Source organism: Shewanella sp. MF05956, from assembly GCF_059758055.1.
Genome location: NZ_JCAYNV010000026.1, coordinates 14,657 through 33,303, shown reverse-complemented (window position 1 = coordinate 33,303; position 18,647 = coordinate 14,657). Strand labels below are relative to the sequence as shown.

Below are 18,647 nucleotides of genomic sequence, written 5' to 3'. Positions count from 1 at the left end.
ATGGACTTATCCCGTTCGATTACATCGAACACTGCTTAGAGCAATTATCCTACCCTGATTGTGACCTCAACAATCTCTTACCCTGGCAGGTTAGGCTAGACAAGGCGTAGTTCGCCGGACGCATACTTATTACAAGCAAACTATCCCTCCTCAAGAATTAAGACCAATACGAAAAAGTATCATTAGGCATCGCAGATTAATTTTGTGTGTCTTAATTAAAGGGCTTGAAAAACCACCATCTTCCTTGTACTTGATTGATATCAAGATATTCTGCTGTGCTGAATTTCTTAGATGACCATAAATCACTCATTTAACGATAATATTTTAGTCATATCGATAAAAATTGATGAGTTGATCACATCGATCGTAACCCTCGCCAAAGCCATGAAAACGAGTTATGTTATTTGTTCAAGAAATGGGTGGCATCGTTTTTTCAATAAAAAGGCTCATCAGAAATGATGAGCCTTTTTATTGGGCGAAAGATAGGATTTTGGACCCACGGGTGCTTATTTCATTACAAACAAGTGTAATCGCTTCAATTTATTGCATTTGGGTTGCTATTAGTGAGGACTTGAGCGGACTGATTGAGCTTTAGTAGGGCGTCAATGTGCAAGCTCACGGTATCGAGTATTAGTCCTTCCCAATGAGCGTTATCGATTTCTTCAGCGATAGCGTGGTGCATTAGCCCCATATATCCATGCACAATTGACCATACCTGTAGGGTCGTATTGCGTTTTTGCTCAAAGCTTGCGGCTTTGGGTAATATCGTTTCGATGATCTTAGTGGTTTGCAAAAATGCTTGTACGCTAGACTGCTTGGCTTCATCAGAAGGGCAGTAATCAGCGACGCTTTCGCCAAAAATAAGTAGGTAGTGCCCGCGATATTTTACCGCTGTTTTGATATAGCCTTGGGTAGCTAGCATAATGCTTTCTTTCGGGTTTTCACTGTTGATAGGTACATCAACCGCATGTTGAAAGCGAGTAAACCCCTCGATGTAAAGGGCATCTAAAATACCTTGCTTACCGTTGAAATGACTATAAATCCCAATCGTTGACAAGTTCGACTCTCGGGCAATTGCTCTGACGCTTAACGCCGAAATTCCGCCTTTTAAAAACAGTTTTGATGCCGCGAGTAATATTTTTTCTTTAGTATTTTTCATGCACAAATCAACCACACAATGTTGAGTCATCATAACGTTAATTTAGCGAGATTAATATTATTTCTTGACAAAATATAACACTGTTATATTTTATTTATAACGCTGTTATATTGAGCGTTACGTGAAGCGAAAAAATAAAACTAAATACATAAAATGGTATGGCTTAACAATTGGCGGGGACAAAATGGACGTTCAAGTATTAGAAACTGATTACTTAGTGATTGGCAGTGGGGCAATGGGGATGGCGTTTGTCGACACTCTGCTTGCTGAAACAGATGCCAATATTATTATGGTTGATTTACACGCAAAGCCGGGAGGACATTGGAATAACGCTTATCCGTTTGTCACCTTGCATCAACCGTCTAAATTTTATGGCGTTGGCTCTAAAGAACTCAGCAAAGGACGAATAGATAAAATAGGTTTTAATGCAGGTTTGAATGAACTTGCCACTGGCGCCGAAGTTAGCGCCTACTTTGATGAGGTTATGAGGCTGCACTTTCTTGGCTCTGGTCGGGTAAAGTATTATCCCATGTGCAAATATACTGGCGATAACAGTTTTGTTTCTATGACCAGTGGCCAAATCTTTAATGTTAAAGTTAACAAACGGTTAGTTGATGCGACTTATTTAAAAACCTCGGTACCTTCAACACATACGCCTAATTTCTCAATTGCAGATGGCGTTAACTTTATTGCGTTAAATCAATTACCAACAATAACCAACCCGCCTGAACAATACGTGGTGATAGGCGGCGGAAAAACGGGAATAGATGCCTGTTTATGGTTGCTTGAAAATCAGGTTAATCCGGATGATATTTGTTGGATAATGCCGCGTGATGCCTGGCTGATGGATCGTCGAAACACTCAGCCTACGGCTGAATTTTTCAGTGACACTATTGGCGCACAAGCTGATCAAATGGAAGCATTGGCCAATGCAGAATCTGTTGATGACCTGTTTAATAAACTTGAAGATAAAGGCGTGTTAGTGCGTCTAGATAAATCCGTTAAGCCTGAAATGTACCACGGCGCGACGATTTCTCAGCAAGAGCTTAGCCAATTACGACGCATTAAGCAGGTGCTGCGTAAAGGGCGCGTTACCCACTTAGACAACACCGTGATAACACTTGAGCAGGGCAGTTATCACACGCCAGAAAACACCTTATTTATTGATTGCTCGGCCAGTGCCTTAGGTGAGCTTGCACCGTTACCCGTGTTTAGCGATGACAAAATAACCCTGCAGACCATACGTATTATTCAACCCGTTTTTAGTGCATCACTCATTGCCCATATTGAAGCGACATATCAGAACGATCAGCAAAAAAATGCTTTAAGCCAAATCGTACCATTACCGAACAAAGCAACCGATTGGTTAACGGTAAATGCCGCATTTATGCGAAACCAGTATATTTGGTCGCAAGACAAGGCGTTACAAAAATGGTTGTATTGCAGCCGACTGGATGGCTTTAGCCAATTAGTGGTTGATGCCCCAAAAGAGGATATTGAAAAACAAGCAATATTACTGCGTTTACGCTCGAATGCGCCTAAGGCGATGGAGAACTTAATGCGGCTAATTGCCACCTTAAATATGCCTAAAAAGGAGGCCGCTCATGCATGAGTTTCAAGTGAATAAACACGATTTTACAAAAACAAGGTTAGTAGAAAATAATGACCTAACGACTGAAACAGCCTTATCTGACAATGAAGTTATTGTGCGAGTCGACAGTTTTGCACTCACCGCAAATAATATTACCTATGCAGTATTAGGTGAAAAACTTGGCTATTGGCAGTTTTTCCCCGCATCAGATAATGCTGATAATACTTGGGGGATTATTCCGGTGTGGGGGTTTGCGACGGTGATGTCATCACGCAGTAATGATATTGCAGTGGGGGAAAAACTATTTGGTTATTTTCCGCCGACATCACTGGTTAAAATGACGGCAACCCAAGTGTCATCACAGCGCTTTTTTGATGGCAGTGCTCATCGTGCTGCACTGCCGCCCGGTTATAATGTCTATCGCAGGGTATTAGCTGAGCCTGGTTATAACGAAAATCATGACAAGCAACGCATGTTATTGTTTCCACTTTATATTACTTCATTTTGTTTATGGGATTACTTACAAAGTCAGCACTGGTTTGACGCTGAGCAGGTCATTATTATTAGTGCGTCGAGCAAAACCAGTATCGGCCTTGCTTATGGTATTGATGACAGTGAGCCTGCGCCCAACTTAATTGGCATGACAAGCGCACGTAATAGCGAATTTGTTAACAAGCTTGGTGTATACAAACAAGTGCTTAATTATGGCGATATCTCCGAGCTTAACCCCACACTAAAAACCGTTATTGTTGATATGGCGGGAAATGCTGAACAATTAAAAGCAATAGAGCAGCATATGGGCAAAAATTTAACTTATTGCTTGCAAGTTGGGCTAACGCATTGGGATGCGGCTTCGTTCACCTCGCCATTTACCCATACCGACAGCGAAATTTTTTTTGCGCCAGGGCATATTCAAAAGCGCATTACTCAATGGGGCGCAAAAGAGTTTGAGCGCCAATCCATGATTTTTATGGCAAAAAGTATGCAGCGTAGTGCCAGTTGGTTAGCGTTCACCACGATAGATGGCATTGAACAAATGATAGGGGTTTACGCTGATGTTTGTAACGGGGTTTTAGCTCCAGAAAAAGGCATCATTGTGAAGCCTTAGTTGTGAAGCCTTAGTTGTGAAGCCTTAGTTGTGAACACTTACCTAGTGGAAACCTAATGGGTCACTCCACTAGTTACTCTAGAGTATTAGGGCGTGTTTATAAACAAAGATAAATACGCCCTAGATATCGAGATAAAATAGTAGAGTTATTTATTATTGCGACTCAATATCGTTCACAAAGAACGCTTTACCTACCTTGCTTTAATTGCAGGTAAAGATGCTAAGGCTAAAACATTATGGCCAATATACACTCGCGTTAGCTTAAAAATACGCCTTACTATCACGCTTGTTGGTATGTGATAGCTAAGGCTTTTTTGTGAGGGTAGATCCTGTTTGGCAATCGATATAATTTGAAATAACAAATCAATGCATAATCGCAGTGTTAATGACTTTGATTGGCCGTTATTGAGGTTGTTTGAGGTGTAATGGTATTGGTTAACGGTGTTATTTGGTTTTTTTGATTGGGTATACTTAATTGATACATTTTTTTATGGGTATCACGATTAGCTTCTCGCACTCATACCCCTAGCCCACAGTGGTATCTCAATATTTACTTAATACATTACTGACCCTATATGGCTTGTGTTTATTGGCGATTATTGAGATTGCTATATAGGGCTTTTATCGCATTTCTTAACCATTTTATTTTTGGATTTTGATTATTGCGTTTATGCCAAATGAGGGTGAAGGGTATCATCAGTTTTGCTTGTAATGCGCTGTCGACAGGGATGGGTAAACACACTAAGTCGGGGTGCACTTTTTGGCAGTAATGTTGGCAATATTGCGGCGCTGTTGTGATCATTTCGTGGCCGGGTTGAGCGGTCATAAATAACGATTGCTCAAAGGTGGCCATGGTGAGTTCAATATTGCGTTTTAGGCCCATTTCAATTAACACTTCATCTAATGCCCAGGTGTCACATTTTTCCCAGGTGATATTGATTTGCGGGTACTTTACAAAGGTCGAAATATTCCACTCTTCTTGTAATGCAGGGTGATCTTTATGCAGATAAACCACCGGAAGATCGGTAAATAACACTTCATAATTAATAAAGTAGGGCAGCAGTTCAATTGACTCTTTTGATCTGGGGTGACTTTCGCGTCCAGTAAAGCCAATATCAACTTCGCCCCGAATAATGGCTTCAATGGAGTCGTAATCCCAGTTATGCACTTTGACTTTAGCATCAGGGTATTTGTGGTAAATCTGTTGGCTTAGCTGATTAAACATGGTCAGTAAGAGCGGTGATTCCATCGCAAGGTTAAAGCGAATACCATTGGGGATTTCATCACCACGTTTTGCTAATAGTTGACTGCTTAACTGCAGCCAATCGGCTAACTCTTGCTCCATGCTAATGGCCAGCGAGGTTGGGCTAAATCCATGGGGCGTTTTAACAAACAGCGGGTCGTCAAACCACTCTCTTAATTTGCTCAGTGATTTGCTCACCGTTGAGGGCGTCACATTGAGCTTTTTGGCTGCTTTAGACACGCTCAATTCTTGCAACAGTAACTGCAAAGTAATAAGCAGGTTGAGATCAAGGCGTGCTAACGATTTCTTCATGGGTGTCACTCTGCAGTGGTGAAGGGATTAATAGTATTAAAACCATGCTAATAACACCACCAATAAGCAAGATTAATATCAGCATATTCAATGCACTTACTCCTAACAAACCCAGCAACCAAATAAATAATGCTGAACTGCAAACCTGAACCACCCCCAGTATTGAACTGGCCACGCCGGCCCTAAAGCGGTAAGGGCTTAATGCTTGGCTCATCACCACACCAAAGCCAATAGAAAAACTGGCACAAATAAGACTAAAACCGAACAAGCTTAGCAATTGATAGCTCGGCGCTAATTGCGTTACCCCAAGTATTATTGCAGCAGTGACAAATAGTCCTTGAGAGACAATCATTAAGCTGCGCTGGTGGAAAAAAGACAACGCAAATGGCATTGCAAACGAGGTTAACATACTCACCAGTGCAGTTAAGGCCATGGTGGTTGAGTATTCGCCGCGGCTAAAGCCCATGGTATTCATGATTAACATCGGAGATGTATTTACAAAAGTCAGAATTGCGGTCACGGCAATGGCACTGATGAGTAATCTGCTTAAGAAAAATCGTTCATAAAAGGATTCTGTCGCGGCTATTTGTGCATCTGTTGTCGGCTCCGAACTGTGTGAGTGTTCAGCCGATGGCATTAGCGTTTTATTGTGAGTTTCTTGTAACACAAACACAGATAACAAACACACCAATACTCCCATCCCCGCCATGGTGATAAACAAGCTTGACCAGGGATAGCGAAGCATAATCAAGTGGCCTATCACGGGGGCAATGACCGGCATAATACAGGTAATGCCATTAACCATGGATAACACCTTTGCCCGCAGCTCGTCGTCTAATGTATCGCGTAAAATAGCAAAGGCGACCACGTAACAACACCCAGCGCCAATGCCTTGAATAAAACGGACTATCAAAAAGGTTTGGCTGTTATCGACTATACTTCCCATGGCTGAGGCGAGGGTAAAAATAATCGCCCCAGCAATGGCGATAGGTTTTCTGCCAATTTTGTCAGCTAATTTACCTGCAAACACCATGGACGTCGCCATGCCAGCTAAATACACTGAAAAGGCAATATGCAGTTGTGATTCACTCGCGCCTAAGTCTTTGGCTATTTGAGGCAAGCCGACTAAATAGAGATCGATTGCCGTTGGATAGAGCAGAACGAGCGCAAAGCTACAGAGTATAAATCGGGTCATTATATCCACACTTATTAGTTAACCCGAACTCAGGTTAATTAACTAAGGATAAAGTGAAAGCATGTGATGCACGAGTTGCCATTTTGACAACAGGTATTTCTATTTACGACATGGGTGCGTTAACCCTTACTTAAACGATAACCATTATTTTTGCTTTACTATCGTGAGCCAAGAGAGTGTTACACACGTATAGAGTGTCGGTTTACACCCCTGTTGTATCGGGAGTTTGACGCTGTTGAAATTATTTGGCGATTACGTCGGTCTTTACCTGTTAACATTTTAGTCTTTTTTGAACATCTGTTACATTACCGAGCCGTTCCATGAGATGGCGTATTTATTGTGATGTTAGCAAAGGATTAATCATACTTTTTGCGGTAATCAATCACCCGCACAACCATTTTTATTTACGCTTTAGTGACATATTTTTTGCTGATCGTGCAAAAGTAATTAATAAACTAATCAAATATAAGGTTTTTAATAATGAGAATAATAAGCCGCCTCTATTTTGGCTTTGCAAGTTTACTGGTCATCATGGTTGGTATTACCTTATTTGGTTTGTTTAAAATCAGTGTTGCAGACAACAATTTAACGCAATTGTCGGAGCAAACAGCAGTGGAGCAGCGTCAAGCCATTAATTTTAGAGGCAGTGTGCATGACCGTGCTATTTCGATTCGTGATGCAGTATTAGTTAATAATCCGGCGCGTTCTCAACAACATCAAAATGACATCATTCGCCTTAATGAATTTTATCAAACAGCGGCAAAAACCTTGGATAACATGTATGCAAATTTGCAACATAGCAACGAAGAAGTCAGGCTATTTCAAGCTATTCAAAATATTGAGGTAACCACATTAAATGCAACCGCAACCTTGCTTGAGATGATCAACAGTGCTCGTCAAACTGAAGCAGAGCAGCATTTATTAACCACCGTTTCACCTTTGTACAGTGAATGGCTTAAAAGAATTAATAATCTAATTGATTATCAAGAAACCCAAATTCAGTTAGAAGTGTCTGCTGCGCGTGAGCAAACCACTAGTTTTCAGTCGGTGATGTTAATCGTGACGGCCATGGCATTATTGATTGGCAGTGGCGTTGCGTTGACTTCAGTTAAACGCTTAAGAAATATTATTGGCGGTGAGCCAGAATATGCAGCTGATGTAATCCAACAAATTGCTCGAGGCGATCTTACTGTAAAATTATCGGTTGATTCTCCTCACAGCATATTAAGTGCAGTGCAGGATTTAACTGTGAATTTGACTGAAATTACGCAAAACTCGATGCTTACCGCTAACAAATTGCTTGCAGCATCTAAAGCACTGTATCAAACAGCACAACAAAACGAACACCTTATTAACAACCAAAAGCTCGCAACAGATAATGGCGCCGCTGCCATTAACCAAATGTCGAGTACGGTTAATGAAGTGGCTAACCATACCAATGACGCCGCTTTGCTGTCGCAAACAGCAACCAACGAGTTTAACGCAGGTCATCTTGAGGTGACTCAAACACAAAACGACATTGATGCACTTGCAGCTAAAGTCAGTGAAGCAGCCGATATTATTCATTTATTGTCGAAAGACAGCAAAGAAATCGGTACCGTATTAGATGTTATTCAAGGCATTGCAGAGCAAACTAACTTATTGGCCTTAAATGCCGCTATTGAGGCCGCGCGAGCGGGCGAACAAGGCCGTGGCTTTGCCGTGGTTGCAGATGAAGTGCGTAACCTTGCCCAGCGTACCCAGGAGTCAACTCAACAAATCCAAGCGGTGATTGAAAGCATGAGCACCAGCTCAGCCAAGGCTGTTACCGTGATGAATGAGGGGCAGGAGCAAGCTAATAGCAGTGTTGGGCAAGCTAAACGTGCCGGTGAGTCTTTAACGGCCATCAATCTGTCGGTGTCTAAAATCAGTGATATGAATACCCAAATTGCCACCGCCGCAGAGCAGCAATCTGTGGTTGCCGCAGAGATTAATCAAAATTTTATTCAAATCACCAGCTCTGCATTGTTGGCACAACAAGAGGCGAGTAAAATTACCGCTGCAAGTCATCAACTGGAAGCGTTAGCGCAGAGTTTAGAGTCAAACGTTAAGCAATTTAAAACAGAGTAATTGGAATAGATAATAGAATAAACAATAACGCTGGCAAATTACCGATGCAATTTGCCAGCGTTAAGATCACGACTCGCCTAGCGCTATTTTATTTCAGGCTATTTTACCAAAAGCCAAGTACTTTCCACCAAAGCCCGCCAACCACACCCCAAATGGTTAAGTTCACTACGCTCATAATAAAGCCCATTATCCACCAATGTTCCATTGATACGTAACCCGAGCCAAAAATAATGGGTGAGGTGCCGGTTGCATAATGGGTTAATGACATCATTAATGACGATGCACCCGCAAGCAGTAAACCAAGGTATAGAGGTGGGGCACCTAATGCGATGCCCGCAGCAAAGAATGCGGCAAACATGGCGGTAATGTGTGCGGTTGTGCTAGCAAAGAAATAGTGTGCATAAAAGTAAACCACCACCAATATAATCACTGAAATCATCCAGTCCACGCCAAGTTGAGCGATATTGCTTTCAACCACGCCAGAAAACCAAGTCACTAATCCCAATTTATTGAGAAATGTCGCCATCATGACTAAAGCAGAAAACCACACAACGGTATCCCAGGCGGCTTTTTCTTTAAGTACATCCTCCCAGCTCAGTACGCCACTGAGTAATAAAATCGATAACCCTAAAAATGCTACTGCGGTAGTGTCAACAGCAAAGGCTGCGCCAAATATCATGGCGGGAACACCTGCCCACAATACCAATAATAAACCAAACACACTGACCATGATTTTTTCAGCAAAAGTCATCGGCCCCATGTCGGCTAATTTATCTTTAGCATATACGCGGGCGTCTGGGGTTCGTTTAATTTCCGGAGGGTATACCGCATAAATAATTAACGGCATTAGCGCAATACACAGTAAACCAGGTAGTAATGCTGCCAGTGCCCAGGTGCCCCACGTAATACTAATATCTGCGCCTGTCGCATCGGCAATTAATTTTACTATTAATGGGTTAGGGGCTGTGGCGGTAATAAACATCGCCGAAGTAATGGGGTTAGTGTGGTAATTCACTAAGGCAAGGTAATGTCCAATTTTTCTGGATGTACCGTCTTCTGGTGACGAGCCAAAACTGGTGGCTATTGATTTCATTATCGGGTGAATAATTCCGCCGCCTCGCGCAGTATTACTGGGTGTGACGGGGGCGATGACGAGTTCTGATAGTGCTAATGCATAGCCAATACCAATGGTTTTTCGGCCAAATAGAGAAATAAAGTAATAACCGATTCGGTTTCCAAGACCGGTTTTAGCTAATCCGCGCGAGATAATAATCGCAATACCGATTAACCAAATTAATGAGTTAGAGAAACCACTTAATGCATCTTTAATTGCGTCTGAAGGTTTGTCATTGGTTACGCCAGTCAACGCGACTAAAGTAATGGCTAATACCGCGATTGCACCAATCGGCATTGCTTTACCAATAATGGCGACAACAGTACCAACAAATAGCGCAAGCAAATGCCATGCATTGGCAGATACACCTTGCGGTGGCTCGACGATAAACCAAAGAATCAAAATTATCGCAATTGAAATGAAGCCTGGAATAACACGAATATCAGTACTTTTCATTGCCGCATCCTTAGGGTGGGAAATACACCGTGAACATGAAGATATCTATGATTTGGGGTGAGCAACTCTGTTGATTAAATTAATGCCATAATTTGATACTAAGTCTTTGTGGTAACTAATTTTGTGAACGAATTCTCATTGTGGTTAAACATCATAATTAGTTGAAAAATAATCGTGATGGCTTAAGTGCGGAACAGGAAAATAAGCGTTTTTATGCCAGTGATGCCAGCTGAATAATTGGGCTCAATATGATCTGACGCATCTGAGTATGATGTTAATGGGGCGAACTTAATTAACTTAATTAACTGAATTAACAGCGTTAACATGAATAGATACAAACGTGCTGATTATTCATTATTTCTGCATATTTTCTGCACATTTCATTGTTAAGCTTTGTCTTATGTTTACACTATGAGATATCACATGAAAAGCCCACATTTACGATTACTAAGCATTGCGATTTCCTGCGCCTTATTATTGAATTTACCTGGATGTGGTGGTTCTGAAGACACCGACACCGCTAGCGAGAGTACAGCTGATACTGTGACAGACACAGACACAGACACAGACACAGATTCAGGAACAGAAGATGTAGGCAGTGGCATTTTACATACTGCGTATTACGAATTTGATCAAGATAACGTTAACGTGGTACTCAGCGGCACTAAGGTGGTGATTGAAACCAACGGATTACCCAACCATACCTCCCCGTATTGGTCAGCTAGCAATGAGTTACATGTAGAACCCACCGTGACTTCTTACGCCAAAATGGCTCCAGGCTATATCGATGACTTTGTGGGCACTTATACGTTAACCGTCAATAACACACCATCTAAAGCCAGCACAACCTCAGCAACGGGGCTTGGTGCAATTGGTATTGCAGTGAGTGGCGCAGTTATTTATAACGATGAAGAAGGCCCTGGTATTCCACTTGATGACGCCGCTGGCAGCCTCGACTTTAACGGCGCGCACACTGGGCCGCAAAGTTATCATTATCACTTGGAACCCATTTCATTTTCAGACGATGATTCGAATTTAATTGGTGTTATTGCCGATGGTTTCTTTTTATATGGTCGTAAATGTAACTCCACAGGGACTTACCCAACAGACTTAGATGAGTCGGGCGGGCATACGTCGATTACCCAATTTGCTCAAGATGCTGAATATCATTATCACATTCAAAATGAGCTGTATTTAGGCTCGTATTACATTTTATTCCCAGGTAATTATCAAGGTTCAGCCAGTGCTATCCGTTAAGCCTTTACTGGTTATTTTGGGTTCAATCCTGTTAGCGGGTTTGAGTTATGGCCATTTTTTTACGGTAACAACTGAGCCAATAGCAAGTCAGCGCATCAGCATTTCGCATACAACTGGACTAAGGATGTACCAAAAAAAACCTTTTACAGGTGATGCCGTGACTTTTTATCCCAATGGGCAGATAGCAAAGTTAGCTCATTTTGAACAAGGTCTACGAGACGGTTTTTTGCGGCAATGGTTTGAAAACGGCACGTTAGCATTCGACTCTCATTATGTCGCGGGTGTGCTAGAGGGGATAACCCAAAGCTGGTGGAGCAATGGCAATATGCGTTCTGAGTCGGTTTATCGGCAAGGTAAGGTTAATGGCACGTCGTTGCAATGGTATGCCACTGGCGAGCTGTTTAAAAAGATGAACTATGTGGATGGGATTGAGGTTGGGCTGCAACAAGCCTGGCGTCGAAACGGCAAACTTTTTAGCAATTATGAATATATTAACGGGCGAGTGTTTGGCCTTAAACGTTCAAATATGTGTGTAGGATTAGAAGATGAAGAAGTGGTTAAATCTGATTAATGCGTTAATGGCGATGTTAGCTGTTCAGTTTGTGGCGATGCCGTTGATGGCTCAGCCCAGTGGCGAACCCGTGTTGGCCGAGTTACCTTATTATGGCAGTGCCGAGTTTACTCCGCATTGGTTTAAGTCTGACAGCCCTGAGCTGGCTGATTTTCATCAGGTACCTGCATTTAGCTTTATGGATCAGCAGGGTGAAATCGTCACGCAAGATACGGTAAAAGATAAAATCTATGTGGCGAGCTTTTTCTTTACCCGCTGCCCAGGTATTTGTCCTCGAATGAAATCGCAGTTGTCTAAAGTGCAAAGTGAGTTTATGGATGATGACGAAATTATGATTGTGTCTCATTCTATTCAACCAGGTAATGATACGGTTGAAGTGTTGCAACAATATGCTCAAAAAAATCATATTGATGCCGCTAAATGGCTGTTAGTTACCGGCGATCGTGAACAGATTTACTCACTTGCCAAAAAGGCCTATTTTGCCAATGAAGACTTAGGCGAGTATGTCAGTAAGGAAGATTTTTTACACACTGAAAATTTAGTGCTGGTGGATAAAAATAGACATATTAGAGGCATTTATAATGGTTTAAATAATACCTCTGTTGCTGACTTAATTACCGATATAAAACGTTTAATGAGCGAGTAATCGTTATCTTATTAAGCCGTTTGGGTCTGTCAGAATGAGTACCAAAACGGCTTAAGTAACTTGATGGCCGACCTAAACGTTGTCATGAGCACTCGATTTAACTCCGTCCACCTCTTTTTAACCAGTACTCATCACTGGGCCATGTCGAAATCAAACCCTTTTCGTGATTATCTGATCTGCCACATTATTTATTAAACACATTTAGTCATTTATCGCACTGGTCACATAGCCAATATGCATTTATTGAATTAAGCATTCTCACCAGTAATCATAGTATTTTATGCTATCGCAGATGTTTTCTGTGTAATCAAAACTACATTGTTGTTATTTACACGATATATTCTATCGATAGGCTTAACTTGAGTGTATGCTCTAGGCTGATTATGCTATTTATTTTTATAGTGTGGAGCTCTGTTTGTGGTTGCGTGAGAGTATTTACGCAGAGCAAATATTGATATTTTATTGTCATCGTGATCTAAGGTTTTGTGGTTATTTAAGGTTTTCTCTATGTGGATACAAAGAAGCATTACGCTAACACCTAAAAAACGCGGTTTTCACCTTATTACCGATGAGGTGCTGAAGCTCATGCCCCAACTGCGTGAAATTGAGGTCGGCTTATTGCATGTATTTATTCAGCACACTTCAGCCTCTTTAACCATTAACGAAAATGCAGACCCGACAGTACGCGGTGATATGGAACGCCATTTCAATGTACTTGCACCAGAAGGGGCGCCTTACTTTAAGCACACATTTGAAGGCGCGGATGACATGCCAGCGCACATAAAATCAACCTTAATTGGTGTCAGCCAAACCATACCGATTACTCATGGACGCTTGAACTTAGGTACTTGGCAGGGATTATATTTGTGTGAGCATCGCGATAATGCGTCCTCAAGAACAATAATTGTTACAGTTCAAGGCGAATAGTATATCCAATTGAATCATTACACAGATAACGGGCAAATGAGATAACATAATTGCCTGTTTTGTATGCATTCCTCATGTTCAGTTATGACTTTGCTTGTGTAAGTTAATGTAAAGATGCTAAATTCAGGCGTCTTAATAAGACAATTATTATTTGTGGGTTTATGGGACTATTTTGCCATTAACCGCATCTGAGTGTTTGTTATATAAAACGGCCCTAAAGCTTTTAAAAGAATAACGCATAAAAATAGGTGGGTTAACGTGATATCTGTATATTTGGTTGACGATCATGAACTCGTGAGAACGGGGATACGTCGTATTCTAGAAGACGAACGCGGTATTAAAGTGGTTGGCGAAGCTCCCGACGGCGAAACAGCAGTTCAGTGGTCTCGACAGAATGAAGCTGATGTTATTTTGATGGACATGAACATGCCTGGTATGGGCGGCTTAGAAGCGACTCGTAAAATTTTGCGTTATCAGCCTGAGGCTCGGATTATTGTATTAACGGTACAAACGGAAGATCCGTTTCCTACTAAGGTGATGCAAGCAGGTGCCTCGGGTTACTTAACCAAAGGTTCTACCTCACCAGAGGTGCTTAAAGCCATTACTCAAGTTGCTCGTGGCCAGCGTTATTTGTCGCCAGAAATTGCCCAGCAAATGGCTCTCAGCCAGTTTAACCACTCTGATGAAAATCCATTTAGCAGCCTTTCAGAACGTGAACTACAGATTATGTTGATGATCACCAATGGTGAAAAGGTCAATGATATTTCTGAAAAGCTTAACTTAAGTCCTAAAACCGTTAACAGTTATCGTTATCGCTTATTTGCTAAATTAGGCATTGGTGGTGATGTTGAGTTGACCCGTTTAGCGATTCGTTACAAAATGCTCGACACAGGTTCATTTTAGTTGGGAATATCCCGCGTAACGCATTAAGTAGCTTTAATCATGCCTAGTGGTTTTAATGCCAAATCTTTCTTAAAAACGGTTACCAGCGCACCTGGCGTATATCGAATGTACGATATACGCCAACAAGTGATTTATGTTGGTAAAGCTAAAGATCTCAAAAAACGCCTCAGCTCTTACTTTCGCAGTAATATTCCCAGTGTAAAAACGCAAGCATTAGTGTCGCATATTGATCATATCGATGTGACGGTGACGCATAGCGAAACCGATGCGTTGCTGCTCGAAAACGATTACATCAAACAGTACATGCCAAAATACAATGTGCTGCTGCGCGATGATAAGTCCTATCCGTATATTTTACTCAGTGGCCATAAACACCCAAGACTTGCCTATCATCGTGGCCCTAAGCGCGAAAAAGGCCACTATTTTGGACCTTATCCTAATGGCGGCGCGGTGCGCGAAAGTTTGCACTTAATGCAAAAGCTATTTCCTATTCGCCAATGTGATGACTTGTACTACAAGTCGCGCTCACGGCCTTGCTTACAATATCAACTCGATCGTTGTAGTGCCCCTTGTGTAGGCATTGTGAGCGATGAAGAGTACGGCGAGCAAGTTAAGTTAGCTGGATTGTTTTTGCGTGGAAAAGACCAACAGGTGATTTCACAGTTGGTGGCTAAAATGGAAGTCGCTGCGGTTGATATGGAGTATGAACAAGCAGCGCAATATCGCGACCAAATCACGGCATTAAGGCGTGTTGCTGAGCAACAAGAAGTGTCTAATCATAAAGGCGATATGGATGTAATCGGGGTGGATTATGCCTCTGGGATTGCCTGTTTTCATTTACTGTTTATTCGCGACGGTAAAATCTTTGGCAGCCGCAGCTATTATCCTTCGGTACCAGCCGAAACCGATATAGAAGAAGTGTTATCGTCTTTCTTAGGCCAATTTTACTTAAACGCAGATATTCAACGTACCATTCCTAAAGAAGTGATACTTAGTCATGATTTTGAGGGAATTAAAGAGCTTGAGGCATCAATTGAACATGCTCTGGATAAAAAGTTTGAATTAAAAACTCAAGTTAGAGGTGAAAGGGCCAATTTTTTACGTTTAGCGATGACAAATGCCAGTAATGCCGTTGCTACTCGACTATCGCATAAAAATACTGTTGAGCAGCGCTTCCAGCTATTAGAAGAGGCCTTAGAGCTTAACGAGTCGATTAAACGCATGGAATGTTTTGATATTAGCCACACTATGGGTGAGAGCACGGTAGCATCTTGCGTAGTCTTTAATCGCGAAGGTCCGCATAAAGCAGATTATCGTCGTTACAATATAACCGGGATTACCGGCGGTGATGACTATGCCGCAATGGAACAGGCGCTTAGCCGCCGTTTTGATAAAATCGATAATAACGGCAAAATACCTGACTTAGTGTTTATTGATGGGGGGATTGGCCAACTCAGAGTGGCGCAAACCATTGTCGATGAAAAGTGCGTTAAGATTGATAACCCTCCTCTGTTAATATGTGTCACTAAAGGCGAGGGGCGCAAAGCAGGTTTAGAAACCTTTACTGTTGGCGGCAGTGAACAAACTTTTGAGATCCCAAGTGACTCACCCGCATTTCACCTTATTTTGCACATACGTGATGAATCTCACCGCTTTGCGATTACCGGGCATCGAAACAAACGTCAAAAAACACGCAACACTTCAACACTTGAATCTATCCCAGGCGTTGGCCCTAAAAGACGTAAAGCATTGTTGCAACATCTTGGTGGTCTTCAAGAAGTCAAAGGTGCGAGTGTGGCTGAATTAATAAAAGTTCCCGGAATTAGCTTAGAAATGGCACAAACAATCCATGATGCATTGCGAGGGGGCTAAAATTAAGGCAAGATTGGCGCTGCTTCTGACAAATTGGTCTTTTTATGCCGTTTAATGTACCTATCGCACTGACTTTATTTCGTATTGCTCTGCTGCCTGTATTTATAGTGATTTTTTATCTCCCTTATACGTGGGCGCCCTTTGTCTCCGCATTTATTTTTTGGCTCGCAGCGCTAACAGATTGGTTAGATGGCTACGCAGCTCGCAAATTAGGGCAATTAACCCGTTTTGGTGCTTTTTTAGATCCAGTTGCCGACAAGGTTATGGTATCTACTGCGCTGGTTTTACTGGTTCAGCAAAATGACAACATGTATTTGACCTTAGCGTCGCTGTTTATGATTGGCCGTGAGATTGTTATTTCTGCATTACGAGAATGGATGGCTGAAATAGGCAAACGTGGCGTAGTTGCAGTGTCTTGGATAGGTAAATACAAAACGGCCGCACAGATGGCAGCGATTGTTGGATTGATTTGGAAACCCACACCGTTACTCACTGACCTTGCTTTTGCATTGTTTTATGTTGCAGCCGCGCTGACGTTCTGGTCTATGATGAGTTATATTTCAGCAGCTTGGAAAGATTTAACCGCCGAATAGTGCAATAATAGTTCAATAAGTTTATTTAGTGCGCAAACAGTCAAATTTGCTTAAATCAATAATTGACACACGAGGTTAATTCGGTAGAATGCCTCCCCGTAGACAAGTGATGAGTCAGCAACAAACCTTAGGGTACGATGTTAACAATCATTATTTACAAGGTTGAAGATGCGACATTAGTTCAGTTGGACAGGTTGAAAGACGATACCTTTCTCGCAGATTTAATAGCGTATTTATAAAGATTGAAAATGCGACATTAGTTCAGTTGGATAGGTTGAAAGACGATACCTTTCTTGCAGATTTAGTAGCGTATTTATAAAGATTGAAAATGCGACATTAGCTCAGTTGGATAGGTTGAAAGACGATACCTTTCTTGCAGATTTAGTAGCGTATTTATAAAGATTGAAAATGCGACATTAGCTCAGTTGGATAGGTTGAAAGACGATACCTTTCTTGCAGATCTAGTAGCGTATTTATAAAGATTGAAAATGCGACATTAGCTCAGTTGGTAGAGCGATACCTTGCCAAGGTATAGGTCATCGGTTCGAACCCGATATGTCGCTCCAATTTCTTATCTTATCCGATGGATTTGAAGTTGGTAAGTATGGCGCGATGGCAGAATGGCTATGCTGCGGATTGCAAATCCGCCGATCTCGGTTCGACTCCGGGTCGCGCCTCCACAAATTGCTTTTAATGGTTACAATAAGTAACGGTTAGAACACACTTTGCCCGAGTGGTGGAATCGGTAGACACAAGGGATTTAAAATCCCTCGCTGAATAAGCGTGCCGGTTCAAGTCCGGCCTCGGGTACCATTATAATCTCTAGAAATAGAGAGTGGTGTAAAAAAGCCTCAACATTAGTTGGGGCTTTTTTACGTCTGAAATTTAGATTTTATTGTTAAGGCAAAAGCAAAATCCCTCGCGCTCTTGTTGAACTTCAGGCGTGCCATTTTTTGCTATCAAGAGTAGTCCGGCCTCGGGTACCATTATAATCTCTAGTAATAGAGAGTGGTGTAAAAAAGCCTCAACATTAGTTGGGGCTTTTTTACGTCTGCAATTTGAGTTTCATATTCAAAGATCAAAATAGAAAAGATAAACCTCTCTCGTTCTGTTGATCAGGTGAATTGGTTTTGTGTTATCAAGAGTCGTCAGACTTTGTTCTCTTTTGGCCCGTGCGGGTTGAATCTGCCTATTCTAAGTGTTTATGGTCGCATGCATAAGAACAAAGCAACACCTGGATCCCGGCTTAAAAGCATTGCCGGGACGACGAGATGGGGGGGATATGGTTTGTTCCCAATGAGTCAGCCGCTGTCTAACAATATCCCCCAATTCAACGCTGAATCTGCCGATTCTAAGTGTTTATGATCGCAAGCATAAGTACAAAGCAACACCTGGATCCCGGCTCAAAAGCATTGCCGGGACGACGAGAAGGGCGGATACGGTTTATCCCCAAATGAGTCAGTCGCTGTTTAACAATATCCACTTAACAATGTCCCCAAATTCAACGCTGAATATGAGGCGCTAATTGTTTATGGTCGCAAGCATAAGAACAAAGCAACACCTGGATCCCGGCTCAAAAGCATTGCCGGGA

Annotated in this window: 14 protein-coding genes and 3 tRNA genes; 13 read left to right on the top strand and 4 right to left on the bottom strand. The window is 42.0% G+C overall.

Annotated elements, in window-relative coordinates:
* Window positions 1-535: 535 nt before the first annotated feature.
* Window positions 536-1,159: a TetR/AcrR family transcriptional regulator gene (locus tag AC19MX_RS20030; protein ID WP_432405450.1), complete on the bottom strand. Its 624-nt coding sequence runs from the start codon at window positions 1,157-1,159 to the stop codon at window positions 536-538.
* Between the two features lie 184 nt (window positions 1,160-1,343).
* On the opposite strand from AC19MX_RS20030, the gene AC19MX_RS20025 reads away from it, so the two are divergent.
* Window positions 1,344-2,771, top strand: coding sequence for an NAD(P)/FAD-dependent oxidoreductase (locus AC19MX_RS20025; RefSeq protein WP_498299662.1), 1,428 nt, complete (start codon window positions 1,344-1,346; stop codon window positions 2,769-2,771).
* Complete coding sequence (locus AC19MX_RS20020; protein ID WP_498299661.1) at window positions 2,764-3,858, top strand: DUF2855 family protein; 1,095 nt, start codon at window positions 2,764-2,766, stop codon at window positions 3,856-3,858. Before AC19MX_RS20025 ends, AC19MX_RS20020 begins: the two co-directional genes overlap by 8 nt.
* Before the next feature lie 586 nt (window positions 3,859-4,444).
* On the opposite strand, the gene yidZ is transcribed toward AC19MX_RS20020, so the two are convergent.
* Both yidZ and AC19MX_RS20010 read right to left on the bottom strand, forming a co-directional pair.
* On the bottom strand, window positions 4,445-5,413 hold the full coding sequence (yidZ, locus tag AC19MX_RS20015) for an HTH-type transcriptional regulator YidZ (protein WP_498299660.1): 969 nt from the start codon (window positions 5,411-5,413) through the stop codon (window positions 4,445-4,447).
* The gene (locus AC19MX_RS20010; RefSeq protein ID WP_498299659.1) at window positions 5,388-6,608 is read right to left on the bottom strand and encodes an MFS transporter; all 1,221 of its coding nucleotides are present in this window, start codon (window positions 6,606-6,608) and stop codon (window positions 5,388-5,390) included. Before AC19MX_RS20010 ends, yidZ begins: the two co-directional genes overlap by 26 nt.
* A gap of 480 nt (window positions 6,609-7,088) precedes the next feature.
* Here AC19MX_RS20010 and AC19MX_RS20005 point away from each other — a divergent pair, with 480 nt between their 5' ends.
* Window positions 7,089-8,717 carry a methyl-accepting chemotaxis protein gene (locus tag AC19MX_RS20005; protein WP_498299658.1) on the top strand — a complete coding sequence of 543 codons (1,629 nt, stop codon included), beginning with the start codon at window positions 7,089-7,091 and terminating at the stop codon, window positions 8,715-8,717.
* A 103-nt stretch (window positions 8,718-8,820) separates the two neighbouring features.
* Here the strand turns inward: AC19MX_RS20005 and AC19MX_RS20000 are convergent, their stop codons facing one another.
* A complete protein-coding gene (locus AC19MX_RS20000) occupies window positions 8,821-10,287 on the bottom strand; it encodes a DASS family sodium-coupled anion symporter (protein WP_498299657.1) in 1,467 nt (488 codons plus the stop codon).
* 423 nt (window positions 10,288-10,710) lie between these two features.
* On the opposite strand from AC19MX_RS20000, the gene AC19MX_RS19995 reads away from it, so the two are divergent.
* From AC19MX_RS19995 to AC19MX_RS19950, 10 genes are all read left to right on the top strand, one after another.
* Complete coding sequence (locus tag AC19MX_RS19995; RefSeq protein WP_498299656.1) at window positions 10,711-11,544, top strand: YHYH protein; 834 nt, start codon at window positions 10,711-10,713, stop codon at window positions 11,542-11,544.
* Window positions 11,545-11,668: 124 nt separating this feature from the next.
* Window positions 11,669-12,115 (top strand): toxin-antitoxin system YwqK family antitoxin, encoded by a 447-nt coding sequence (locus AC19MX_RS19990; protein WP_498299655.1) that lies wholly within the window; start codon window positions 11,669-11,671, stop codon window positions 12,113-12,115.
* A complete protein-coding gene (locus AC19MX_RS19985) occupies window positions 12,090-12,761 on the top strand; it encodes an SCO family protein (RefSeq protein WP_498299654.1) in 672 nt (223 codons plus the stop codon). Before AC19MX_RS19990 ends, AC19MX_RS19985 begins: the two co-directional genes overlap by 26 nt.
* A gap of 507 nt (window positions 12,762-13,268) precedes the next feature.
* A complete protein-coding gene (locus AC19MX_RS19980; protein WP_498299653.1) occupies window positions 13,269-13,688 on the top strand; it encodes a secondary thiamine-phosphate synthase enzyme YjbQ in 420 nt (139 codons plus the stop codon).
* A gap of 258 nt (window positions 13,689-13,946) precedes the next feature.
* Window positions 13,947-14,591, top strand: a complete 645-nt coding sequence (uvrY, locus tag AC19MX_RS19975) for a UvrY/SirA/GacA family response regulator transcription factor (RefSeq protein ID WP_160053391.1) — start codon at window positions 13,947-13,949, stop codon at window positions 14,589-14,591.
* A gap of 39 nt (window positions 14,592-14,630) precedes the next feature.
* Window positions 14,631-16,463 (top strand): excinuclease ABC subunit UvrC, encoded by a 1,833-nt coding sequence (gene uvrC, locus AC19MX_RS19970; RefSeq protein ID WP_498299652.1) that lies wholly within the window; start codon window positions 14,631-14,633, stop codon window positions 16,461-16,463.
* Window positions 16,464-16,507: 44 nt separating this feature from the next.
* Window positions 16,508-17,056 carry a CDP-diacylglycerol--glycerol-3-phosphate 3-phosphatidyltransferase gene (pgsA, locus tag AC19MX_RS19965; RefSeq protein WP_432405492.1) on the top strand — a complete coding sequence of 183 codons (549 nt, stop codon included), beginning with the start codon at window positions 16,508-16,510 and terminating at the stop codon, window positions 17,054-17,056.
* 490 nt (window positions 17,057-17,546) lie between these two features.
* Window positions 17,547-17,622: transfer RNA gene (locus tag AC19MX_RS19960), tRNA-Gly, on the top strand.
* 40 nt (window positions 17,623-17,662) lie between these two features.
* Window positions 17,663-17,736, top strand: a tRNA-Cys gene (locus AC19MX_RS19955).
* A 47-nt stretch (window positions 17,737-17,783) separates the two neighbouring features.
* Window positions 17,784-17,869, top strand: a tRNA-Leu gene (locus AC19MX_RS19950).
* Window positions 17,870-18,647 lie beyond the last annotated feature (778 nt).

Coding starts and splice junctions, on each gene's coding strand:
- AC19MX_RS20030 (WP_432405450.1), bottom strand. CDS start 1,159: ATGAAAAATACTAAAGAAAAAATATTACTCGCGGCATCAAAACTGTTT.
- AC19MX_RS20025 (WP_498299662.1), top strand. CDS start 1,344: ATGGACGTTCAAGTATTAGAAACTGATTACTTAGTGATTGGCAGTGGG.
- AC19MX_RS20020 (WP_498299661.1), top strand. CDS start 2,764: ATGCATGAGTTTCAAGTGAATAAACACGATTTTACAAAAACAAGGTTA.
- yidZ (WP_498299660.1), bottom strand. CDS start 5,413: ATGAAGAAATCGTTAGCACGCCTTGATCTCAACCTGCTTATTACTTTG.
- AC19MX_RS20010 (WP_498299659.1), bottom strand. CDS start 6,608: ATGACCCGATTTATACTCTGTAGCTTTGCGCTCGTTCTGCTCTATCCA.
- AC19MX_RS20005 (WP_498299658.1), top strand. CDS start 7,089: ATGAGAATAATAAGCCGCCTCTATTTTGGCTTTGCAAGTTTACTGGTC.
- AC19MX_RS20000 (WP_498299657.1), bottom strand. CDS start 10,287: ATGAAAAGTACTGATATTCGTGTTATTCCAGGCTTCATTTCAATTGCG.
- AC19MX_RS19995 (WP_498299656.1), top strand. CDS start 10,711: ATGAAAAGCCCACATTTACGATTACTAAGCATTGCGATTTCCTGCGCC.
- AC19MX_RS19990 (WP_498299655.1), top strand. CDS start 11,669: ATGTACCAAAAAAAACCTTTTACAGGTGATGCCGTGACTTTTTATCCC.
- AC19MX_RS19985 (WP_498299654.1), top strand. CDS start 12,090: ATGAAGAAGTGGTTAAATCTGATTAATGCGTTAATGGCGATGTTAGCT.
- AC19MX_RS19980 (WP_498299653.1), top strand. CDS start 13,269: ATGTGGATACAAAGAAGCATTACGCTAACACCTAAAAAACGCGGTTTT.
- uvrC (WP_498299652.1), top strand. CDS start 14,631: ATGCCTAGTGGTTTTAATGCCAAATCTTTCTTAAAAACGGTTACCAGC.
- pgsA (WP_432405492.1), top strand. CDS start 16,508: ATGCCGTTTAATGTACCTATCGCACTGACTTTATTTCGTATTGCTCTG.